This is a genomic window from bacterium (Candidatus Blackallbacteria) CG13_big_fil_rev_8_21_14_2_50_49_14 (assembly GCA_002783405.1).
Classification (GTDB): Bacteria; Cyanobacteriota; Sericytochromatia; order UBA7694; family UBA7694.
Genome location: PFGG01000040.1, coordinates 39,818 through 56,587, shown reverse-complemented (window position 1 = coordinate 56,587; position 16,770 = coordinate 39,818). Strand labels below are relative to the sequence as shown.

Annotated in this window: 14 protein-coding genes; 3 read left to right on the top strand and 11 right to left on the bottom strand. The window is 49.4% G+C overall.

Annotated elements, in window-relative coordinates:
• Positions 1–56: 56 nt before the first annotated feature.
• Positions 57–854 (bottom strand): NAD(P)-dependent oxidoreductase, encoded by a 798-nt coding sequence (locus tag COW20_09190; GenBank protein PIW48531.1) that lies wholly within the window; start codon positions 852–854, stop codon positions 57–59.
• 73 nt (positions 855–927) lie between these two features.
• On the opposite strand from COW20_09190, the gene COW20_09185 reads away from it, so the two are divergent.
• Positions 928–1,869 carry a hypothetical protein gene (locus tag COW20_09185; GenBank protein PIW48530.1) on the top strand — a complete coding sequence of 314 codons (942 nt, stop codon included), beginning with the start codon at positions 928–930 and terminating at the stop codon, positions 1,867–1,869.
• Here the strand turns inward: COW20_09185 and COW20_09180 are convergent.
• From COW20_09180 to COW20_09160, 5 genes are all read right to left on the bottom strand, one after another.
• Positions 1,866–2,882, bottom strand: a complete 1,017-nt coding sequence (locus tag COW20_09180; GenBank protein ID PIW48529.1) for a PAS domain-containing sensor histidine kinase — start codon at positions 2,880–2,882, stop codon at positions 1,866–1,868. The two genes, COW20_09185 and COW20_09180, sit on opposite strands and share 4 nt — an antisense overlap.
• Before the next feature lie 8 nt (positions 2,883–2,890).
• Positions 2,891–3,583 carry a DNA-binding response regulator gene (locus COW20_09175; protein ID PIW48528.1) on the bottom strand — a complete coding sequence of 231 codons (693 nt, stop codon included), beginning with the start codon at positions 3,581–3,583 and terminating at the stop codon, positions 2,891–2,893.
• Between the two features lie 325 nt (positions 3,584–3,908).
• Positions 3,909–4,841 carry a thioredoxin-disulfide reductase gene (gene trxB / locus COW20_09170; protein PIW48527.1) on the bottom strand — a complete coding sequence of 311 codons (933 nt, stop codon included), beginning with the start codon at positions 4,839–4,841 and terminating at the stop codon, positions 3,909–3,911.
• A gap of 108 nt (positions 4,842–4,949) precedes the next feature.
• The gene (locus COW20_09165; protein PIW48526.1) at positions 4,950–5,315 is read right to left on the bottom strand and encodes a hypothetical protein; all 366 of its coding nucleotides are present in this window, start codon (positions 5,313–5,315) and stop codon (positions 4,950–4,952) included.
• 324 nt (positions 5,316–5,639) lie between these two features.
• Positions 5,640–6,575: a hypothetical protein gene (locus tag COW20_09160; GenBank protein ID PIW48525.1), complete on the bottom strand. Its 936-nt coding sequence runs from the start codon at positions 6,573–6,575 to the stop codon at positions 5,640–5,642.
• Between the two features lie 170 nt (positions 6,576–6,745).
• Here COW20_09160 and COW20_09155 point away from each other — a divergent pair, with 170 nt between their 5' ends.
• Positions 6,746–10,291 (top strand): hypothetical protein, encoded by a 3,546-nt coding sequence (locus COW20_09155; protein PIW48524.1) that lies wholly within the window; start codon positions 6,746–6,748, stop codon positions 10,289–10,291.
• A gap of 23 nt (positions 10,292–10,314) precedes the next feature.
• On the opposite strand, the gene COW20_09150 is transcribed toward COW20_09155, so the two are convergent.
• Positions 10,315–11,262, bottom strand: a complete 948-nt coding sequence (locus tag COW20_09150) for an NAD-dependent dehydratase (protein ID PIW48523.1) — start codon at positions 11,260–11,262, stop codon at positions 10,315–10,317.
• Between the two features lie 141 nt (positions 11,263–11,403).
• Here COW20_09150 and COW20_09145 point away from each other — a divergent pair, with 141 nt between their 5' ends.
• The gene (locus tag COW20_09145; GenBank protein PIW48522.1) at positions 11,404–12,309 is read left to right on the top strand and encodes a LysR family transcriptional regulator; all 906 of its coding nucleotides are present in this window, start codon (positions 11,404–11,406) and stop codon (positions 12,307–12,309) included.
• 50 nt (positions 12,310–12,359) lie between these two features.
• Here COW20_09145 and COW20_09140 read toward each other — a convergent pair whose 3' ends face one another.
• The 4 genes from COW20_09140 to hemL form a co-directional block, all read right to left on the bottom strand.
• Positions 12,360–12,719, bottom strand: a complete 360-nt coding sequence (locus COW20_09140) for a hypothetical protein (protein ID PIW48521.1) — start codon at positions 12,717–12,719, stop codon at positions 12,360–12,362.
• A gap of 2 nt (positions 12,720–12,721) precedes the next feature.
• Positions 12,722–14,230 carry a hypothetical protein gene (locus COW20_09135; protein ID PIW48520.1) on the bottom strand — a complete coding sequence of 503 codons (1,509 nt, stop codon included), beginning with the start codon at positions 14,228–14,230 and terminating at the stop codon, positions 12,722–12,724.
• Positions 14,231–14,615: 385 nt separating this feature from the next.
• Positions 14,616–15,359, bottom strand: coding sequence for a hypothetical protein (locus COW20_09130; GenBank protein ID PIW48519.1), 744 nt, complete (start codon positions 15,357–15,359; stop codon positions 14,616–14,618).
• Between the two features lie 108 nt (positions 15,360–15,467).
• Positions 15,468–16,769, bottom strand: coding sequence for a glutamate-1-semialdehyde-2,1-aminomutase (gene hemL / locus COW20_09125; GenBank protein PIW48518.1), 1,302 nt, complete (start codon positions 16,767–16,769; stop codon positions 15,468–15,470).
• Position 16,770: the final 1 nt, after the last annotated feature.

Here is a 16,770-nt window from a genome sequence, read left to right as displayed (position 1 = left end):
GAAATGTAAACAATTTTTTCTTTTTTGACAAAGGGTAAAAGAACTCCCGCAAAAGCTCAGTTTTCGATTTGTCTGACGACTTTTTCCACCCCGCCTTGGGCTGTGGCCATCAGCAACAGTTCATCCCAATTCAAATGGCGTGGCTGTTGCAGAGCAAAGAGAATCTGGGCGGCGACCTCGGCGGGCGTCAGGGGCTGCATGCCCGCATAGACCTTTTGTGCTGCCTCTTGGCCAAGCCGCACCACACTGAACTCGGTTTCCACCATGCCCGGTGAAATCAGCATCACACGCAGATTCTGACCACAGGTTTCACGCCGCAAAACCTGACAGAAAGCCCGCAGCGCGTATTTTGAAGCACAGTAAACAGAACCTCCCTCATAGGGGATCTGTCCGGCAGCAGACCCCAAACAGACAATATCTCCTTGGCCGCGCGCCAGCATGCCAGGCACCACCCGGCGGGTCACTTCAAACGCCGCAGAAATATTCAGATCGATCATCGCCTGCCAATCCTGCCAGCTTGAATCCACGACTTTGTCGCGCCCCCGCGCCAAACCAGCATTGTTCACCAGAATATCTACCGTATAAAAACCCGCTTGCTCCAAGCGCTGCCAACTCTCGGGTTGGGCCAGGTCTGCTCCCAAAATCTCAATTGAAACCGCTGGAAAACGCTCCGCCAGGGCCTGTTTGATCTTTTCAAGCCGCTCCAACCGACGGGCCACCAATTTAAGGTTTACCCCCTGTGCTGCCAACTGGCAGGCTGTGGCCAGACCAATTCCTGAAGAAGCGCCGGTCACCAAAGCATTGAGCCCTTGCAAGCTATGCCCTGCGCCAGCAAAATATTGCCCTAAATCCATCTGTCCTGTTCCTCTTTTTGAGTCAGAATAACATATCTTGGAAAAGCACAAACTTATGAAGTATGATGGCTCTATGATGAATCTCTATTTGGCCACCTGCCATGTTTTATCTCTGCTCGAAGAACCGCTCTCGCCAGCAGATTTTCAGGCACAGGTTCAACCCCAGAACCCTCTTTTCGCCACAGCCTGCACCACCCCCCAGAAATTCTTACAGATGCTGGCCGAAGAAAAGATCCTGCAAGAAAAGAAAACAGGCTTTGTACTGAGCGAACTGGGAAAGATTTTACAAAACCATGTGCTGCAATGGACGGCACGGGATAAACAGGAGAGCGAAAAAAGGAAAAAAAACTACCAAACCCGCAAAGGCCTCCAGCCCATCGCCCCGGATTGCCCGCGCTGCAAGCAGCGTTTCTGCGCACTCTACGTGTTTATCGTGCTATTAGAAAGACTGTATGAAGGATTGGAGAACTGGAATCTCTGGCAAAACGGCGAGGCCGAAATTTTAAGCACGGCCCTTCACCATGCCTGCGGAGAGCTCCCCGCTCCTCATTATCTCTTAAGCGAAACCTGTACCCTGCAAAACTTGAGCCCTTTAGAGCAGCAAGGTCTGCAAAGCACCTTGGCTTCAGCTCCAGAATTGACTGAAGAACAGGAATTGATTGCGGATTTTCGAAACAAAGCGCAAAATTCCTGCCTGCTGCCCGAACTCAAAAGCTTAAAACAGAATATCGAAAGGGTTTCTCGCCTGCGACTGGATTATGGTTTGATGCCCCCTGAAAACCTGCTGATTCTCAATGCTCTGCGCACCCCAGAATGGGATCCGCGTGAAATTTATCCCGCCGAAAAGCATGCTGAAATTTCAGGCAGTTTTCTGCAAATCAGCCGTCCGGGAATCAGTCCAGCCGGCAATAAAGCCCTGCTCTATCTGAGCCAGGGCCAAGACAAGCGGCTTTTTTTGCTGCGTCATAGCCGCAAGCATTGGCAGGTCTTAGATGAAATCAGCTGGGAGAACTAGTCAACGTCTTTGTGAACACGGGCCTTGAGCGGCAAACGAATCGTAAACGTCGTGCCAATATTGACCACGCTATTGACCGAAATCGTGCCACCATGCGCTTCAATAATATCTTTGACAATAGAAAGCCCCAGACCAGTGCCGCCCGTCACACGGGAGCGGGCCTTGTCCACTCTGAAAAAGCGGTCAAAAATTCGGGGCAGGTCGATTTTCGGGATTCCGATCCCAGTATCGGTCACTTCAATCACGGCTTCCTCTCCCTCCACATGGGCGTGAAGGGTCACCGTACCATTGGGGCGATTGCATTTGATCGCATTGTCGACCAGATTGATCAGCACCTGTGAAAGACGATCACGATCTGCACTGATGATCGGCAGACTGCTGGGGTAATCATTGACCATATCAATATCATTGACCTTGCTGTGATGCGACATGGTCGATGAAACATCGTCCAGCACTTCAAAGAGGTCAAAGGCTGAAATATGTAAAGAAGTACCGGTTTCTTCAATATTGGCGAGAATAATCAGCTCATTGACCAAGCGGGTCAAACGATCGGCTTCGCGCTGAATATTGGAAAGAAATTTATCTTTGAGCTTGGGATTGACAATCGCACCCATTTGCAAAGATTCGGCAGCCATTTTGATCGAGGTCAGAGGGGTGCGCAATTCATGTGAGACATTGGTAATAAACTCACGCTCAATCGATTCAAGCCGACGCACAGCACTTAGATCCTGAATCAAGACCAGAAAGCCACGCTCTTGCGCAGAAAAAGCTCTCAAGCTCACGAAAATATTCTTGGGGCGTGCTGTCCAGTTCGTGACAAACTCTTGAGAAGCCTCCTGACCTGTACTGGCTTCTGCCCAAAGACTGGGCAAAGGAGAATCAGGCCAAAGCTCAGCCAGAGATTTGCCAATCAGTTCAGAACCTGATTCCAAGATGGCTTGGGCTTCTGGGTCTGCCGACTGGATCTGGCCTGCCAGATCCAGCAAAAGCACCCCGCTTTGAACAAGGGCCACGGCCCCGCTTAGCCCCCGAGACGATAGCCGAAACCACGCACCGTTTGAACATAACGGGGATTGCTGGGATCGGCTTCGATTTTCTCACGCAGCCAACGGATATGAACGTCTACGGTTTTGGTATCGCCGTAAAAATCCAAACCCCAGACCTGCTCAAGCAGTTCTTCGCGGGAGAATACTTTGTTCGGGCTGGACATCAACATGGCCAGAATCTTGAATTCTTTGGGAGAAAGTTCAACGGGCTTGGCGCGTACAGTCACCTTGTGCTCCGTCAGGTTCATTTCCAAATCTTCATAGCGGTGGGTTTCGGGCTGTGCACTGTCTACTTCAGCACTCTTGCTGCGGCGCAGCAAAGCCCGGATCCGTGCAATCAGCTCGCGCAGGCTGAAGGGTTTGACGAGATAATCATCAGCACCCACTTCCAGACCAATCACGCGATCAATTTCTTCACCTTTGGCTGTCAACATAATGATCGGTGTTTCGTTACGCTCACGGCGGAGCATACGGCAAACTTCCAGACCACTCAGTTCAGGTAACATCAGGTCCAAAACGATCAGATTGGGTTTCTCAAGCTGAACTTTTTGCAAGGCATCCTGGCCATTGTGGGCGCAGACAACCTCAAAACCTTCCTGCTTGAGTGCATACTCAATTGATTCAACGATGGACTCTTCATCATCCACTAAAAGAATCTTATCAGCCATAGTCGCTATGTTTTACCTCTACCTGTGATTGATCTGCCTACTGTGACGATCTTTGCGCAATTGGCGGGTTCCACTTGATGGAAAGACTTTGATCTCAGGTTAAATCGGGTGATTATTCCTTAACGCCTGATTTTATCGAGACTAAGTCGTTATTACCTCATCTTAACATGAACTCTGCGACTGTGCCAGAGCCGATCCTAAAATCGGCGGATCAGCCCCAAAACAAGAGGGTTTCAAATAAATCCCCACGAAAAAAGAAGAACCCATTTCGTGGGGATTTTTAAAGCGAAGCGCTTCAGTGTTTCGTAAAAAACACCTGAAAAGCTTAGTGGCCCAAACTTTCCAGATAGCGCTCGGCATCTATCGCAGCTTTACAGCCACTGCCGGCAGCCGTAATCGCCTGGCGGTAATTGGGGTCGTGTACGTCTCCAGCAGCAAAAACTCCGGGCAGATTGGTACGACTGCTTGCGCCGTCTACCTTGAGGTAACCCACCTCATCGGTTTCAAGATAATCCTTAAACAATTCAGTATTGGGACGGTGGCCAATCGCTACGAAAACACCATCCATCGGCATTTCATGGGTTTCGCCAGTTTTCAGGTTTTTCAGACGCACGGCACTGACCTTTTTATCGCCGATAATTTCTTCAATCACCGTATCCCAAATAAAGTCAATTTTGGGGTTTTCTATGGCCCGATCCTGCATGATCTTAGAGGCACGCAATTTATCACGGCGGTGAATCACGTAAACCTTACTGGCAAAACGGGTCAGAAAATTGGCTTCTTCAAGGGCGCTGTCGCCCCCGCCGACAATACAGACTTCTTTTTCACGGAAAAAAGCCCCGTCACAGGTCGCACAGGCCGAAACACCATGCCCCATCAGACGTTTTTCAGACTCCAATCCCATCAGCTTGGCAGTGGCTCCCGTGGAAATAATCACGCTGTGGGCAAGATGCACTTCGCCTTCGACTTCAACTTTAAACGGGCGTTGAGAAAAATCGACAGAGGTCACGTCACGGGTCACCACCCGGGTGCCAAAACGCTCGGTCTGCTCTTTCAGTTTCATCATCAAATCAGGGCCCATAATCCCTTCAGGGAAACCAGGGAAATTTTCCACATCGGTGGTGGTCATCAACTGTCCACCGGACATATAGCCTTCAAACATCAGGGGGTTGAGATTGGCGCGGGCAGTATAAATCGCAGCCGTATAGCCAGCCGGGCCAGAACCAATAATAATCACATTTTCAATTTTATCTGACATCTTCAAAATCCTTTCGGGGTGTTACCCCTACATCATACTCCATGATGCAGGGCCTGCGAACAGGATACCCCAAGCGGTATATATTGATCTGTCAGCCAACTGACAGATTTACTTGCCCCAAACCTCACTTCCCACGGCTTTGCTACCGGGTTGCGTCCAGCGCCCAATCCAATGCCCCTTTTTTTTGTCCTTGCGGAAAAGAATCAAGCCATAGTTGGTAGATTCGGTTTTGGAGAAAATCACAGCAAAGGCATCGCCTTGCTCTATGCCGGTGCCAATATACGTTGTTGCGCCAAAACGCCAGAGCACGGTATAGGTTTCGCCTGACTTTTCAATATGCACATAGCCCTTATACGGTTTTTGCTGCCCAGGATTACTGCCCACACAGCGAAAATCTCCGAGCGGAGCCTCGGCCCAAACCGGAGCAGCAGTCAGACCCAGCCAAAAAAGAGCGCACAGAATTTTTTTTACCATCTTCACACCTCAAAAAAATTTCCCGCCACAGTCTATTCCAACCTATCCAAATCTTATCGTCAAAAGCAGCAAAAAAAATCATTTTTCAAGTTCAGAATTCAGGTTTTGAGCAGGCTAAATTCAAATCCCCTCTCATTCAGGAGAAAGCATGAACTTACCCTTACCCCCTGTTCCTCAATCAAACAAAGAGTGTCTTCCCCAAACCGTTCAGGTGTTTTCGCATTTCACAAGACGGAGCACTCTGCTCTGGTTAAAAGAAGTCGGCAGGGTGGAGCCGTTCAGATAACGAGAAAAAGACCCCTGTCTGTTTTCAGCGCGGCAGACTCAAAACTTTTCATCACACACATCCTGAAGAAAGCTGACATGTTTGAGTAAATCTTCATAGCTCAAAAGCAGCACCTGGATATCAATCTTTTTTGCTTCCAGTTCATCGAGCCGATCCGCAAAAGTATCACAGGTATCCAAAAGGATCTCAAGTTCGGGCTGCACAGATTGCCCGTTTTGATTCACAGCCTGGATCATGCTCAGGGTTTCCTGCTTGGTCTTTAGCAGATCAGCCGACAGTTTCTGCAGGCTGCGACTCTGATTCATCGCGCGCTGATAGTTCAGAATCAGGGTCTCAATCGGCCGCAAGAGAAGGTATAAGGGCGTTACATCCAGTGAAGCTTCAAGCTGTTTAATCTGCTGATCAAAACGGTTCAGCGCTTCGCTCAAAATTTGAAATTCTGTTTTCAGGCTTTCAAGAGCTTCTGAATTCAGACACACCAAAACCGGTTTCTGATTTGCCCTAACCTGTTTTAAAAACGTTTGAATCTCACTTTCCATTGCATCGTAAAGCGTACTGGGCTCCTGACTTTCACTGGCAGATGAAGAAACAAAACTTGAATTTTCTGGCTTTTCAAGCATCATTTTCTGAGATTCAAGAATACTTTGAAACAGTTTACATGCGAGCTCATTTTCAGGCTCGATTTTTTGAACTTCTTTCAGATAACGGATTGCCTTTTTGGTATCGCCCATCAGAATCAGTACATAGGCCAAGGCCAGAAAAGGATCTGGATTTTTGCGGTTATTTTTCAAGGATAAAAACAGCAAATCACAGGCTTTCAAAAGGGCCTCTTTATCTTTAAACTTGCTGTTTTTTGCTTCCTGCAGGGCCTGAATGCCTTGGTCATAAGCGTCTGCAGAGCGCTCCTGTCGATTGCGTTGCAGATTCTGAATCTGATTTTCAAAGGCGGATAAAGCCATCAGACCATTGGCCATTTATTTTTCCCCTGTTGTATATCTGATGCATGCTACCAAGCTCTCGCTCAGCTTACAAGCGCTCACCCACTTTGAGGGGCCATAAATCGCTCTATTTCAGCCATAGGAAATAGGCATTTAATATGAGATAATTTCAGGTAATTCATTTCTGTCAAGAAAGGCGCATCTTCATGCAGCAGATCAGTCGACAGGCCCCTCTCCCTTTGACTCCTGGCACAGCCAAGCCCCAGGTAAAAAAAACGGAAACAACAACCCCGGCCTCGCTCCCTGCTGCCTTGCCTACAGAAACCACCCCCAACAGCCCGGCTCCAACAGGCAGCCAGCAGGATCAGGACGATACCAAAACACTGGCTGTAAAAAAGTCACCGGAAGAACTTCACGAAGCCTCAAAAACAATCGAAAAAACATCAACCGGGCCTGAAATAGAAAAAAGTTTGTTTGGCAAAGGGGCTTCCGATCTTTCAGCCGCATCAGGCACCTCAAAAACCACGAAAATAGCCAAGGCCACAGAAACAGCCCTGATTCCAGGAGAGCCCACCGAAACAGAGACCTCAGAGGCCCCCCTTGAGGTCAAAAATGAAGTCAGCGCGGGGATCGGCGTCTGGGCAACCCCCAATGGTCTCTTTGGCCGTATCAAAGGCAGTGTCAGTAATGTCGGAGACTCAGGCCTCACCCTCGGGATCTCATTAGGAGGCTCGAAACAGCGAAAGGTCAAGGAACTTCCCGATGGACGTTTTGCCTGTGCCCAAAAAAGTCAGATTGATTTAGGGATCGGTGTAAGTTCAGGCACCGAAGCCCTGGCCTATTCAGGCAGTCTGGCTGTTTCGCGCTGCCGGGATGTGATCTATGCCCGCAAGCTCGAAGACGGGGAATCTCAATTTGATTTTCGCAACAAACATCTTCCCACACAAAGTGAAATCGCGGACAACCCTGCTCTGCTCAAAGAGGGCGATGAAATCGCCTTTCGTGGACAGATGTCGATTGGCGTGAGTGTGGGCGTCGTTGAGCCCAACAGTCATGTCAAAGTTTCAGCAGGTATTACCGTTGAAACTGAATTTATTACCAATATCAAAGCCATCGCCCCCACCCCTGAAAATCCAGATTTAAAATACCGGGTACGCATTGAACCCTCGAATCTTGCGGTGGGGGGCAAAGTCAGTGCCGGGGTGGGCCCCTTTGCGCTGACTGCAGAGGGAAAAATTGATTCTGTTGTTTTTTATGAATTTGAAATGGACGATGCTTCGCTGAAAACCTTTCTTGAAACAGGAAAACTCCCCTTTAATATCCCAGATCCCAAAGAATATATCGGCCAAGATCTGAGCAAACAACAGGCTGATTTTACGGCCTTTAATATGGGCAGTCAGTCTGCCCGTCTGGTCTCAATGGGCGCGAGCAAATCCACAGAACTGACAGGCACAGCCAGTGCCACCCTGGCGGATGCCTCGATCTCAAGAACCAGCTCTGAATCGATCGTGGTTCGCAATGGAGAAATTCACCGTGAAGTGGAGCACAGTTTATCTGCTGGCTATTCCTCTGTTATTTCAGGAGAACGCAGCAATCATTTCAGCGTAAAACATGTCGATCGCCTGGTCAGCGTCCCCGACAGGGAAGACAAGGCCTTTGAGTTTGTTGGGGTGGAAGCACAATACAAAATCAGCGATTCCAAAACAGCGGCAGCAGATCTTAGCGAAGATCTCGATCGGGTCAATAAAATGCTGGGAAGAAGCATGAGCCCCAACCGGCTGGTTGTTCCCGATCGAAAAGATGATAAATTCGGCAGTACTTCTGTCTCCTTAAAAATTGAGATTACCCCTGCCGTCTTAGAAGAGTTGGTCAAGCTTTCTGATCAAATAGGAAAAGCCGCTCCAGAATCACTCAGCAAACCCACAACAATTGATGAAGCCCTCGAACTTGTCGATAAAATACAAGAAAGTCGCCAAAAATCAGCAGTGCCCGATGCAACAAAGGCTGTTCCTGAAGCAACAGAGGCAGCCCCTGATTCAGCAGCGCCCACACAATCAACGCTCGCTTTTTCATTGGTCATTATCGAAAGGGAGCTGAATATTCCCCCCGAAGAGATCAAAACCTTGCTCACAACGCTCAAAGAGATTGAATCAGAGCTTGAGCCTGATAAGGGCAATAGCGATGATATTCGCCGCAGACAGGGAGAAGCTGTTGCCGATTTTCTCGCCAATGGTATTGTGCCCGTGGTCGGGCAGGAAGAAATGTCACGGGTGGCCTCTTTACAACGTTTGATAGGTGAAAGTGCAGACCTTGTCAAAGTAGAAGTCAACAGCGATATTCATGAATCCAAAATAGATGCCTTGGGTGTAGAAGGCTTTCTGGCCCCCAAACGCAAAGATCAAATGGTCGAACTGCTACAGACCGGCTCAGCGAGTGTCGCTGGGGTTCAAGATGCCATGGCCCGTGCGGGGGGAGATACTTGGAATCGTTTTAATGTCGGGGCACAGAAGGTGATCGCACTCAAACAGATCAGAGCCGATCTTGAACGGGATAAGGTCTTAGATCCCGATGAAGTCGGCCGCCTGACACGGAAAGTCGACGCCATGATACAAGGCCTTGAAAAAGATATGGATGCACAACTGGAAACAGCAGAAGGTCGCATCCATATCATGAAGAACCTAGTCAAAGCTGGGCCTTCGGTTTTTCCAAATAAAATCTATACCTCCCCTGAAGAAATCTTTGACCTGCCCAATATTCGCAACGAAATGATCAACCGCGTGATGGATAAAGCGCTGGCAGATTTGGAAACTTCAGGAGCAGATTTGGGCAAGAAACCTGAACTTTCGCGTTTGATTACACAAATTTGTCGCGAAGACAATGGCCGGGCAGGGGTCGAACAGGTCTTCCAACTCTTGAGTGCCGCCGAAGACAACCACCCCACCTATGTGCAACAGATTTTGAAACAGGTCAGTATTGAGGATCTTGCAAAGCTGGTTCCCAGAACGACAGACACTGAAAAACTTGAACTGGCGCGTTTGGTGGATACCCACTATTTTGACGGTACGCTGGCATCGACAAAACCCTTTGAAAAGGCGCTCAAAGCTTCAGGGGTAAAATCCGCTGAATTATTTGAGAAATACAGCCAAAAATTAACCGCCCTGGAAACAGAACTGACAAGCCTGAGTCAATCGCAAACTGAACTTTTGAGCCCCTCTGGCAAACATGCCCCGAAAGTTGCCAAAACAGATTATATGTCCCATTTTAAAGAAGTACACAGCAGCGAAACGGCTGTGGCAAAAGTTTCAGGTAAGATTTTGGATCGTTTTATTGCCTTGGGCCCAGAACGTCATCAGGAATTGCTCCAAAGACAACTTGCCCTGACCGCCCAAGTCGAAAGTTTGAAAGGCGAAATGGCTGACATGTCACCTGACCAGCGCCAGCGTCTGTTTGATCAGGTCATGAAACAGGACAGTCTGGGCGAGGCCAGTCAGAGCATTCTGCGCTCACTGATTCAAACCAGCCGCTCTGGAGATGAATTGACGAAATTCATGCTGCGCTTCAGTGCCTGGGAAAAAACAGAGACCACCCCCATCGATAAAGTCTCAGACGTCTTCAGGGGCTTGGCCAAGGATGTAAAACTAAAGAAAAAAGCCATCTCTAAACAAGAATCTCGTCTCGCAGTCAGAGAACTGAGACAGCAAGCCAGTGATCGTTTGAATCAAATCGCGAAAAAGCCTGCAGGTTCAGCTTAAAACGCAGGCCGACAGAAAAGGAGCTAAGCCAGCAGCTCGGAAAGGATCTGTTGGAGGGGCGTTTGCTCTGGCTGATGGCCAAGAAAACGCAAAAGCTTGCTTTGGTCCAAAAGAACTTCCTTTTGCCAGAGATAGCGCATTTCGAGCACCCCTTGAAAAAGCGGAGAAAAAGGTTTCAAGAACTGAAACGGCAGCCAGAAAAAGTTTTTACATACCAGCGGCTGAGAGGTAATGGCTTGAAGAGATTGAGACAACTCTGCAAAATTGAGCGTATGCCCCTCAAAATGAAAGACCTGATAGCCCTTCAGTTCATCGGCCCGTTCAACAAGTTCAGCCGCAACCTTAGCCAAATCAGGCAGATAGGCCCAGGCCTGACGCGTCTGCTCTGGGCCCGGAAAATTCAAAACCCGCTTTTTGGCTGAAGTTTTAATCAAGAGCTGCAACCAGGAAAATCCTTTGCCCGCAGGAATAAAATTGCCCGCACGGATTACGATCACTTGGGCCCCCTTCTCGGCAGCGCTTTGCAAACGGGCCTCCATCTGCTGGCGAATTTGGCCTTTTGAAGTAATCGGTTGAATCTGCGCATTTTCATCAAAGCAAGGCCCCTGTTCAGGATTGAAGACATACACATTGCCAGGAAAGAGCAAGGTCAATTGTTTTTCCTCTGCCACGCGGGCGGCTTGTTCCAACCAGGGCAGCGCTTTGTTTTTCCAATCATATCCTGGTGGATTGACACCATAGACGATCAGCTCAACCTGCTCAGCCGCCCGATGGACATCTTCGAGCTGGCTGGCCTGCCCAGAAATAATTTCCAATGTGGGGAATTCTTGACTTAAGCTTTGACACACCTCTGCTTTCGCTGAAGTTTCAGGTCGCAACAGTGCTTTCAAATGCCAGCCCCGGCTTTGCAGTTCAAGCGCAACAGCTTTGCCAAAATGACCTGTAATACCCATAATCAATGCGGTTTTCATAAAGAGATCCCTTTCAGATCCGTTTTCATTCAGCCCTTCAGTCAGGCTTTTTCAGCAGACTTTATATCAGAGGCTTAAAACCAGTATGATTATTCTTATATGAATATTGAATGACAAAAAATGGAGATATACTATACAAAAATGAATAGCAAAAATCTGAACTGGGAGTGGATTCGCTGCTTTTATCACGCCACAGCCACAGGTTCACTTTCTGCGGCGGCCCGCCAACTGGCACTTTCACAACCCACCTTGAGCCGCAATATTCAAGCCCTGGAAAGGGCAATTCAGGCCCAGCTCTTTCAGCGCAGCACCCAGGGCCTGAAACTGACCCCGGCTGGACAGGCCCTGTGGGAATCGGCAAACGAAATGATGGGAGCCGCCGATCATTTTCAGCGTCAGGCAAGCGGTCTGGTCGAAGACCTAAAGGGTACAGTCAGGATTTCAGCCAATGAAATCGTAGGTATCTATCTCTTGCCACCCGCACTTGCAGCCTTTCGCATTCAATACCCTGAGATTCAGATCGAACTGCTGATCACCAATCAAGCCAGTTCCCTAAACAAACGCGAAGCCGATATTGCCCTGCGCATGTTTCGCCCCCAGCAGAACCAGCTTCTGGCACGCCGCCTGCCAGATCTGCCGCTGGGTTTTTTCGCCCACCCAGATTATCTCAAGCGCAAGGGAATCCCCCACAGCCCCGAAGAACTGCTTCAGCATGATTTGATTGGCTTTGATGAAGATTTTCAAATGATTGATGCCGCAGGAAATTTAGGCTTTCCACTCCAGCCCAGTGATTTCTGTCTGCGCACGGATCATTTGCTGGCTCAGATTCAACTCGCCCGCTCTGGAGCCGGGATCCTGGTCACCCATCTCGGACTGGCACGTTATTGGCCTGAATTGGTTGAGATTTTACAAACCCTCCAGCTTCCCTGTTTGGAATTTTGGATTGTCTCCCATGGAGACACCCAACACTCTGCCCCGATTCGAACCTGCACGCAGTTTCTCGGCAGCTATTTTTCGCAGTCTCCGTACCGAGAGCTTAGAATTTAAACAGACACAAGCCTATCCACAGGAGCAGGCAAAGCTCATTTCAGCGCTGACTATTCAGACTTGAGATGATAGTTTTGGAGAAAGAAGCACGCAGCATCTCCAACTCGAAGAAAAGCCGATTCATCTTCTGCGGCGAAAAATTCAGCCTGATAATGTTGCAATACTGCGGGGTCCATCTCCAGCTTCAATTCTTGATCCTGGGGCAAAACCCCAAAAATCGCTTGAATATCCCGCAGACTGCGCGCATGCACCGTGAACACCGCAGTCAAAGTGGCTTCCGTTTCATTGGCGTTATAGGCAAGATTGAGACCTTTACACTGAATCGGGCGTTGAGTTTGCGGATGCTCGACCTTGAATTCCCCTTCGATCTTGATTTCGCGGGTCTTGGTGGGAAGAAACAACGTCATCATATTTACCACCTTGCGATCTCTCTGAGATAGGTGGCCGAGGTCTCTACCCCAGCGGTGATTTGCAAGCCAGTGGCGACTGGCATTTCGATTTCACCTGAATAATTTGCACTGACCCCGAAACGCAACATGGTCGTTCCTCTGTTGCCCCCCGTGCCGTCAGATTCACGCAAGTGGGCCAACTCAAAGACAAAGGTACCAGCCCGCGTTTCTTTAGAGGCGGCATCCCGCAAGGCGGGTATAAATTGGCGGATCTGCGCGCCCGACAGCCCACTGGAGCCAAGGCCCGGTGAAACGCCCAAGGCTTGCTCGATAATGCCGACCAATTGGTTATCGCTGGCCCCTCTAAGTGCACTGGGGCTAATGCCCACCCGAATCTTAGATGCCCGACTGCTCTCACCGCTCTCGGTGGTCACTCGCCCTGAAGGGGATGTCAATCTACGTTCTTCTAAGGTCGCTTCCAGGGTGGCCACACTCACGGTAACCGTCTGTCCCCCGATACGTGTTTGGAAAGAGCCGGAATAGCCTTCCTCGCGAACACGTTCTCTCATTCTGGACTCATTGGCGTCCCAGTTGCCGTCTTTATCGGTGTCTTGATAACTGTCGAGGGTTGTTGTATCCCGGGTTTGATTGAACTCAACTTTGGTTCCAGTGGCAGTTTCGCCACTGACGGTTTCCCTGGCATTTGTGGCTGTGTAGCGATGCTGATCTGCGTAGGCGGATAGATTGCTCAAAGCCGCACGGGCACCGTCAATATCACCTGAAGCGATTTTTCCGGTCAGTACAACACTGCGACGGGCAAACTCCTGAACCTGGGCTTCGTTGTAAAAGGCCACCCCATTGCTCAAGCTGCGCGCCATTTCAACGCTGGCAGAATTGCCAAACAGACTCACGGCAGCTTCAGCTTCAAGACCCAAATCCAATTTGGCAACATAAGGCGCACCTACCCCTGTCCCTTTTGTAACAGACAGTTCAGCGGTTCCCCGCAGGGCCATGGAAACCCCCGTTCCACCCGGAGCCCCGGCCTTAACACCCAACGACAACTGGAGACTGGCGCCAGAGCCAGGGGCCGCCGCAGTAACCTGACGGGCAAAAAGGCCTAAATTCGCTTGTTCTGGCATATTTTCTGCTGTCACAGCATCGGTTGAAAAGGTAATATTGGTAGAGCTTCCAGAGACCTGTTTGGTGACTTCGCCCCGAATGCGCTGACCGTCTTGATTGCGTTGGGTAGCGCTAAAGGCCACAATATTGGCAGCAAAATCATGAACTTCATAGTTCCCGACAGCATTGGCACTGGGGTCCTGGGTGCCAATCTCTGTAATGGCATAGACGCTGTATCTGCCATTTTCTTCAACCACGGCTGCATCTTCGGTATCAGAGGCCGCTACGTGTTCTGCCTGCCGAATGGCGGCTTCTTTATTATCAAAAGTTCCTTTGTGCCCGCGAGAATAAAGTGTTTCGTCGCTCCATTGATTGACCTGAGCGATAGAACTGCCCGTACGAATATTGCCCAAAACCAGCTCCCCCGATCTTAAAATTGTTTCCCTATAATAATATATACCTTATATATTTGTTTTTTATGCAATTTAGCTTTAATAAATTAATCTTTTTTGTGATTTAAACCGACTGCCTGCCCGTAAACACAAGCCCAAGCTCAAACCGACACCAAACAGCCCCCGAAAACCTGACGAAATATCTGGTGAAGATTTCTGGGGTCACACTTGGCCGCTGTACAAGCGCTGGCCTGAAATGCAAAGCCAAGTGGAAACCTGGGCCCAGCAGAACACTCCAGGGAAGCGTTCTGCTGGAAATGCACAAAAAATGATCGCCAGCTTCTCAAAAAAAGAGTTTTATAGCTGGATGAGCCATACAATATGCTATTCAGGAAGAATGACTGATTCAAAGAAACCAAAGAGACTTTCGATTCAAGCCCTTACGAAAAACAACTAAGATAAAGAGTCCCGATCCAAGAATAAGATAGATCCAAGGAATTTGAATCTCTCGATTACAGAGAAAATCCAAGGGATTGGGAATCGAAAGGCAATAACCCGCATCATAATAATATTGAATCTTCCAATGCCCCAGGGTGATTTCACGTTCTGCCATTGAACAGGAAAAAATCGACTGGGTACCATGATTTAAATGCAGCTGCTGGCTCAGCAAAACGGGATGATAGCGAATAAAAACTCTTCGCCCTCTGTAATTCTGAATATCCTGCCCAAGGGTTTGCCAAATAGATACCAGTTCTTGGGTATTTACCCCTGTTAAGGTCTGGACCGCAGCCAAACCCTGCTCATGATGTATCGCCGAAAAACTCCCTGGTAAAGCCAGAGGAAAATTAAAAATAATATAACTCTCCCCATCTGAAACAGACCATTTAACCCCAGCAGAAAAAGAGCGCGATTGCATGCGCAAAACTCCATACCCCGAACGCTGAGATCGGTCAGAAAAAGCGCCGGCAGGACTTAGTAGCTGATAACTAAAATGGCATGCCAAATCAAAACAGTGGCTTTTGTAGAGGTCGTACTGCGGACGATCGGCTACGCTCATTTCAAGCACCAGGGCGGGCACAGTATCTGAACAAGCCCAAGCACCTGGCACCCAAATGAAAAATAAGCTCAAAAAAACACAAGGAATCCACATGCACTCTGTATTCCCTGATCTTGCCCCTTTGTATTCAAGAGCACCGTTCCAAAATCAAAGGGAGAACCCCTATGCAGGTGTTCTCCCTCAACAGGCATATCAATGTGACTATTTCATCTCGCGCACTTTTTTCAAGCCTTTTTCAACAGCCTTGAGTGTTTTGCGCAAATCTGCGTCGCTGTGGGCCAGCGAAATAAAACAGGCTTCAAACTGGGCTGGCGGAAAATACACCCCTTCTTCCAGCAAGGTATGAAAAAAGACTTTAAAGGCCTCAAGATCAGAGGTCTTGGCAGAAGCATAATCATAGACATCGTTCTCCGTAAAAAATACGCAGAACATCGAGCCCATCAGATTAATGCTGACCGGCACCTGCAGCTCACGGGCCAAATCCGCAATGCCTTGGCTAAGCAAACGGCCTTTGTGTTCCAATTCTTCATAGGCTTTTGGGTTATCACGCAGGGCTTTCAAGGTAGCCACCCCAGCCTGCATCGCCACTGGATTGCCACTGAGGGTACCCGCCTGATAAACCTTGCCCGCAGGGGCCAGGCATTCCATAATCTCACGTTTGCCGCCATAGGCTCCCACAGGCATGCCGCCTCCGATGATCTTGCCCAGACAGGTCATATCGGGAGTCACGCCCAAACGGGCCTGGGCACCCCCATAGGCCAAACGGAACCCGGTCATAACCTCGTCAAAGATCAGCACGGCGCCTTCGGCTTCGGTAATGGCCCGCAGCTTTTCAAGAAAGCCCTGACGCGGAGGCACCAGGCCCATATTGCCAGCCACGGGTTCAATCACAACCGCAGCAATCTGGCCTGGATAGGCCGCGAAGATCTGCTCGACCGCTGTGCTGTCATTGAAAGGGGCCGTCAGGGTATGCTCCACCAACGCAGCCGGAACCCCCGGCGTGCCAGGAATGCCCAGGCTCGCCACACCCGAACCGGCTTCGGCCAGCAGCATATCGCTGTGGCCATGATAACAGCCACTGAATTTAATAATTTTTTCACGGTCCGTATAGCCCCGCGCCAGGCGAATTGCACTCATCACCGCTTCGGTACCAGAATTGACCATGCGCACCATCTCAATCGAAGGCACAGCAGCGATCACCAGATCGGCCATTTCAATCTCAATTTCAGTGGGCGTGCCAAAACTGGTGCCCAGCTCCAATTGCTTGCGCACAGCATCGATCACAGCAGGATAGCCATGGCCGAGAATCATCGGGCCCCAAGAACCGATATAGTCGATATACTCATTGCCATCGATATCCCACATATGGGCGCCCTTGGCTTTTTTCATGAAGGGGGGAGTGCCCCCAACCGCTTTGAAAGCACGGGCTGGGCTGTTGACCCCGCCTGGAATTTTAGACTGGGCTTCAACAAAGCGCAGTGCGGAGCGGTGAAGTTCTTTCATG

Coding starts and splice junctions, on each gene's coding strand:
- COW20_09190 (PIW48531.1), bottom strand. CDS start 854: ATGGATTTAGGGCAATATTTTGCTGGCGCAGGGCATAGCTTGCAAGGG.
- COW20_09185 (PIW48530.1), top strand. CDS start 928: ATGATGAATCTCTATTTGGCCACCTGCCATGTTTTATCTCTGCTCGAA.
- COW20_09175 (PIW48528.1), bottom strand. CDS start 3,583: ATGGCTGATAAGATTCTTTTAGTGGATGATGAAGAGTCCATCGTTGAA.
- trxB (PIW48527.1), bottom strand. CDS start 4,841: ATGTCAGATAAAATTGAAAATGTGATTATTATTGGTTCTGGCCCGGCT.
- COW20_09165 (PIW48526.1), bottom strand. CDS start 5,315: ATGGTAAAAAAAATTCTGTGCGCTCTTTTTTGGCTGGGTCTGACTGCT.
- COW20_09160 (PIW48525.1), bottom strand. CDS start 6,575: ATGGCCAATGGTCTGATGGCTTTATCCGCCTTTGAAAATCAGATTCAG.
- COW20_09155 (PIW48524.1), top strand. CDS start 6,746: ATGCAGCAGATCAGTCGACAGGCCCCTCTCCCTTTGACTCCTGGCACA.
- COW20_09150 (PIW48523.1), bottom strand. CDS start 11,262: ATGAAAACCGCATTGATTATGGGTATTACAGGTCATTTTGGCAAAGCT.
- COW20_09145 (PIW48522.1), top strand. CDS start 11,404: ATGAATAGCAAAAATCTGAACTGGGAGTGGATTCGCTGCTTTTATCAC.
- COW20_09140 (PIW48521.1), bottom strand. CDS start 12,719: ATGATGACGTTGTTTCTTCCCACCAAGACCCGCGAAATCAAGATCGAA.
- COW20_09130 (PIW48519.1), bottom strand. CDS start 15,359: ATGTGGATTCCTTGTGTTTTTTTGAGCTTATTTTTCATTTGGGTGCCA.
- hemL (PIW48518.1), bottom strand. CDS start 16,769: ATGAAAGAACTTCACCGCTCCGCACTGCGCTTTGTTGAAGCCCAGTCT.